The following is a 4058-nucleotide window of genomic DNA, read 5'->3' on the forward strand; positions in this document are numbered from 1 at the left end:
ATGGTGGCCGTATAGCCTCACGGTTCCAATACCCTGCTGCCGAGCGTACATCAAATACTACCAATTACAACAAAGCATTAGCCGACCAGTTTAGTGGTAATGATGATATTAATGGCATTATGTGGATGCTTAAATAAAATTTGTTTTTAATTAGTTTGAACAAGGCGGAATTTCGGTTCCGCCTTTGTTTTTGGCACAAAAATTAAATCTAAAATCATGCGCTTATTACAAATTACACTGATACTTTCCCTGTTATCGCCAAAAGATAGCTGGCAGCCCAACCCTGCCCCCAAATCGAAACATAAATTTATAATAGCAGCTCACCGCGGCGATCATGTAATTTACCCCGAAAACACCTTGGCCGCCTACCAGGAAGCTATAAAAAATGAAGTTGATTACGTGGAGATTGACCTGCGCACCACTAATGACGGCGAACTGGTGAGCATGCATGATGGCACTGTAAACCGCACGACCGATGGCAAAGGGAATGTTAAAGACCTTTCCCTTGCCGAATTGCTTAACCTAAAAGTAAAATGTAAGGACACAACCATAAAAGAGATTTTCAGGATCCCAACCTTTAAACAGATCCTTTCTCTCTGCAAAAACCGGATCAATATCTACCTTGATTTTAAAGCGGCCGATCCGGAGCTGGCTTACCAAATGATAAAGGAATACTGGATGGAAAAGCAGGTATTGATTTACATAAACAGTGCCCCGCAATATACCGGCTGGCGCAAGGCTGCACCCCGGATGCCATTAATGTTAAGCCTGCCCGATAGTGTTAAAACCACAGCAGGCATGGCCGATTTTATCGACAAATATCATCCCGATATCCTTGACGGGTCATATAGCCAATACACTAATGATATGGTTGTATTTGCCCAAAAATACCATATCCCGGTTTGGCCCGATATCCAGAGCGCGGGCGAAGGTGCGGCTGATTGGAATAAGGCGTTGGATAAAGGTTTGAAGGGCCTGCAGACAGACCATCCCGCTGCGCTGGTGAAGTTTTTGAAAGAGAAAGGACTGAGGTAAACAAAAGCTTTTTAAAGGGTATGTAATAGCTGTTACAGGCATACCTGATCCGGTTTAAATTAAGTAAAATTGTGCTTAGGATATTCTGTAAGTAACAAAGCTGTTCATAAAAATGAAAACACTGGATGATCTGTTAATGCTTGGAGATGAGCGCTTATATCAAACATCGGCGCCGGTTTTAAAAACAGAGCTCCATCTTTTAAAGGATTGGGTAGCTGATATGCACAACGTGATGGAGCAGATCAGGAATAAATATCATTTTGGCCGGGCTATCGCGGCCCCGCAATTGGGCATCATGAAAAGGCTTGTTTATATGAATACAGACAGGCCCGTAGTTTTTATAAATCCCGAAATAAGTGACCAAAGCATCGAGCTTTTTGAACTATGGGATGATTGCATGAGTTTTCCAAACCTACTGGTTAAAGTAAAAAGGCATCAAAAGATAACTGTAAACTATCTTGATGAGCAATGGCAGTCACAGCAATGGATTATGGAAGGCGACCTCTCGGAGTTATTGCAGCACGAATACGACCATTTAAACGGCATTTTATGTACAATGAGAGCTATTGACAACACCTCGTTTAAATGGCGAACAGCATGATGTATAACCACGAAACGAATGCTTCGGCCTGTATGTAACCACCCCGGTTGCGTTACTATGAGCCGAATAAATTAGCTAATCGGCTCATTTATTTGTTATATTTGAGCCGAATAAATTAATTAATCGGCTCATGGCTTACAATTGGGAACAAAAAGAATGGCCTGATTTTACTTATGACCTTTCTGTAATTGAAGAAAAACTATACTCCTTTTCAGAAAAAACAGGATTGATAAGTGGCATCCTGAAATCTTTACCTGAGGATGCACAAATGGAGTCTGTTATAGAGATTATGGTAGCAGAGGCCATTAAAACATCCGAAATAGAAGGAGAATTTCTGAGCAGGAAAGATGTAATGTCCTCTATCAGAAATGACCTGGGATTAAATCCCCAAAATGAACAGGTAACAGATAAGCGGTCAGTTGGGATTGGTCAGTTAATGATTGATGTGCGTGAAACTTACCAGGAAAAATTAAATAAAGAACAACTGTTTTTATGGCATACCATGCTTATGAGCACCGAAAAAAAAATAAAAGTTGGTGCATGGCGTGATCACCAGGAACCTATGCAGGTAATATCCGGAGCTATGGGGAAAGAAAAGGTTCATTATGAAGCCCCCCCCTCCGCAAAAGTCCCGCAGGAGATGGATGCGTTTATTAAATGGTTTAACGAAACCGGCCCCGGTGGTAAAGATGAAATTAAGAAAGCTCCCGTAAGATGCGCGGTTGCCCACTTATATTTTGAATCAATTCATCCGTTTGAAGATGGCAATGGCCGAATTGGTCGTGCGGTGGCAGAAAAAGCCCTATCACAAAGTATTGGCAGACCAGCACTTTTAAGCTTGTCCAGAACCATAGAAATAAATAAAAAAGACTATTACAGAGCCTTAGAAATTGCACAAAGGTCAATAGAGATTACCCCCTGGATCATTTATTTTGTTGATATTATCCTTGCTGCACAAAAACATGCTGAGGGCCAAATTGATTTCGTTTTGAAAAAGACCAAATTTTTTGACAAGTATAAAGATCAATTGAGCGAGCGCCAGTTAAAGGTAATTAAAAGAATGCTGGATGAAGGCCCAAAAGGTTTCGATGGTGGTATAAACGCCGGCAAATATGGTTCTTTAGCTAAAGTGGCAAAAGCGACAGCTACACGGGACCTTCAGAATTTATTAGAGAATGGGGTAATTATACCCTTTGGCGAAGGCGGCGGCAGAAGCACCAGGTATCAATTGAATCTTTAACGGGAATTGCAACACAAGGCAGTCGTTTTGCCCCTTCAGGGCTTGGTAAAATTGGGGTACTGCCCAAGTTTTTTTTATACAAAAACTACATTGCCGAGTCGATGTAGTCTTTGTCATTTAAGAAGTTTTTCAAGTTTCCGTATTTATCGGATCGACATCGTTTTACTCTTTTGAAGGCGAATCTTTTCGGGTATCTTCTTGTCTTCAGCTACAGGAATAGGTGTATATAATGTAATTTCAAGTTTATTGCTGTCAATAAATACAGGTACTAAAAGACTATCCTTAACTAAAATAGGAGTATGATATGCAATGGCTAGGTAGTATAAGTCATTTTGCTTCTTATTATAAGAAACTCTGAAAAAGTAAATTTGATTTTTATGCGACTTCAATACGGGGGTAAAGTAAAAATCCGGCTTTTCATTTGCTGTTTCAGTCACTTTAATTTCAGTTATGTCTTTTGGTCGAATTTTGGAGTACAAAGGATAATTTTTACTGTTTTGAGGATACCAACGCAAATCGTGTCCCTTAGCCAAACTATCAAAATATTTATTACAATCTGTAATATCATTCATCGGAAGCTTAAACTCATTTAAACAGTTTATTAACTGTTGCCTGCTTGGGTACACTGCCAGTAGCTTTGAATTGACATCAAACGCAAACCAACCTTTTTTTTGCTGCCCATCTACAATTACTTCGTCCCCATATCCATAAATAAAATTTTCAGAAACGCCAAAGCTTGAAAGTTTTACACTATTAGCAATATCCAATTCAAGCAGCCATGAACGACCATGATCTACACTTGCTGCTCTGTATGGTTTAATAATAGGGATACAAATTAAATCAAAGTCTTCAGAAATATTATTGTAAAATTTATCTACATGCTTTCTACTGTGAGAATTGCATCCAATTGTCAATGATAAGGCAGTTATAAATAGTACTTGTAGCCACAAAAAACCCGGTCGAAAAAACATAGCCTAATGTATCGAATTTTGAGCATCATTCGGGTATGGAACGTTCGTTTACTTCTTCTGAAATCGTAATTATCGTCCAGTATCTATTGGGAGATTTTTTTTTAATATTAGTTGATATATCAACCAATATTTATACATTTGCTTCATGAATCGCAAAGTTGAACATCCTGCCCCGCCTTCGCTGGTGGCACAAATAGGCGCCCTTTATAAC

Annotated in this window: 4 protein-coding genes; 3 read left to right on the forward strand and 1 reads right to left on the reverse strand. The window is 39.5% G+C overall.

Going from position 1 to position 4058, the window contains the following annotated elements; all coding sequences use genetic code 11:
- Positions 1-216: 216 nt before the first annotated feature.
- From AC1DPZ_RS23350 to AC1DPZ_RS23360, 3 genes are all read left to right on the forward strand, one after another.
- On the forward strand, positions 217-1035 hold the full coding sequence (locus tag AC1DPZ_RS23350; protein ID WP_477407978.1) for a glycerophosphodiester phosphodiesterase family protein: 819 nt from the start codon (positions 217-219) through the stop codon (positions 1033-1035).
- A gap of 112 nt (positions 1036-1147) precedes the next feature.
- Positions 1148-1636 (forward strand): peptide deformylase, encoded by a 489-nt coding sequence (locus AC1DPZ_RS23355; RefSeq protein ID WP_477407980.1) that lies wholly within the window; start codon positions 1148-1150, stop codon positions 1634-1636.
- Positions 1637-1766: 130 nt separating this feature from the next.
- Entirely contained in the window at positions 1767-2876 is a 1110-nt protein-coding gene (locus AC1DPZ_RS23360; RefSeq protein WP_477407982.1) for a Fic family protein, read from the forward strand.
- Positions 2877-3019: 143 nt separating this feature from the next.
- On the opposite strand, the gene AC1DPZ_RS23365 is transcribed toward AC1DPZ_RS23360, so the two are convergent.
- Positions 3020-3826, reverse strand: a complete 807-nt coding sequence (locus AC1DPZ_RS23365; protein WP_477407984.1) for a hypothetical protein — start codon at positions 3824-3826, stop codon at positions 3020-3022.
- Positions 3827-4058: the final 232 nt, after the last annotated feature.

The sequence above is a fragment of the Mucilaginibacter sp. P4_G9 genome, assembly GCF_056400985.1.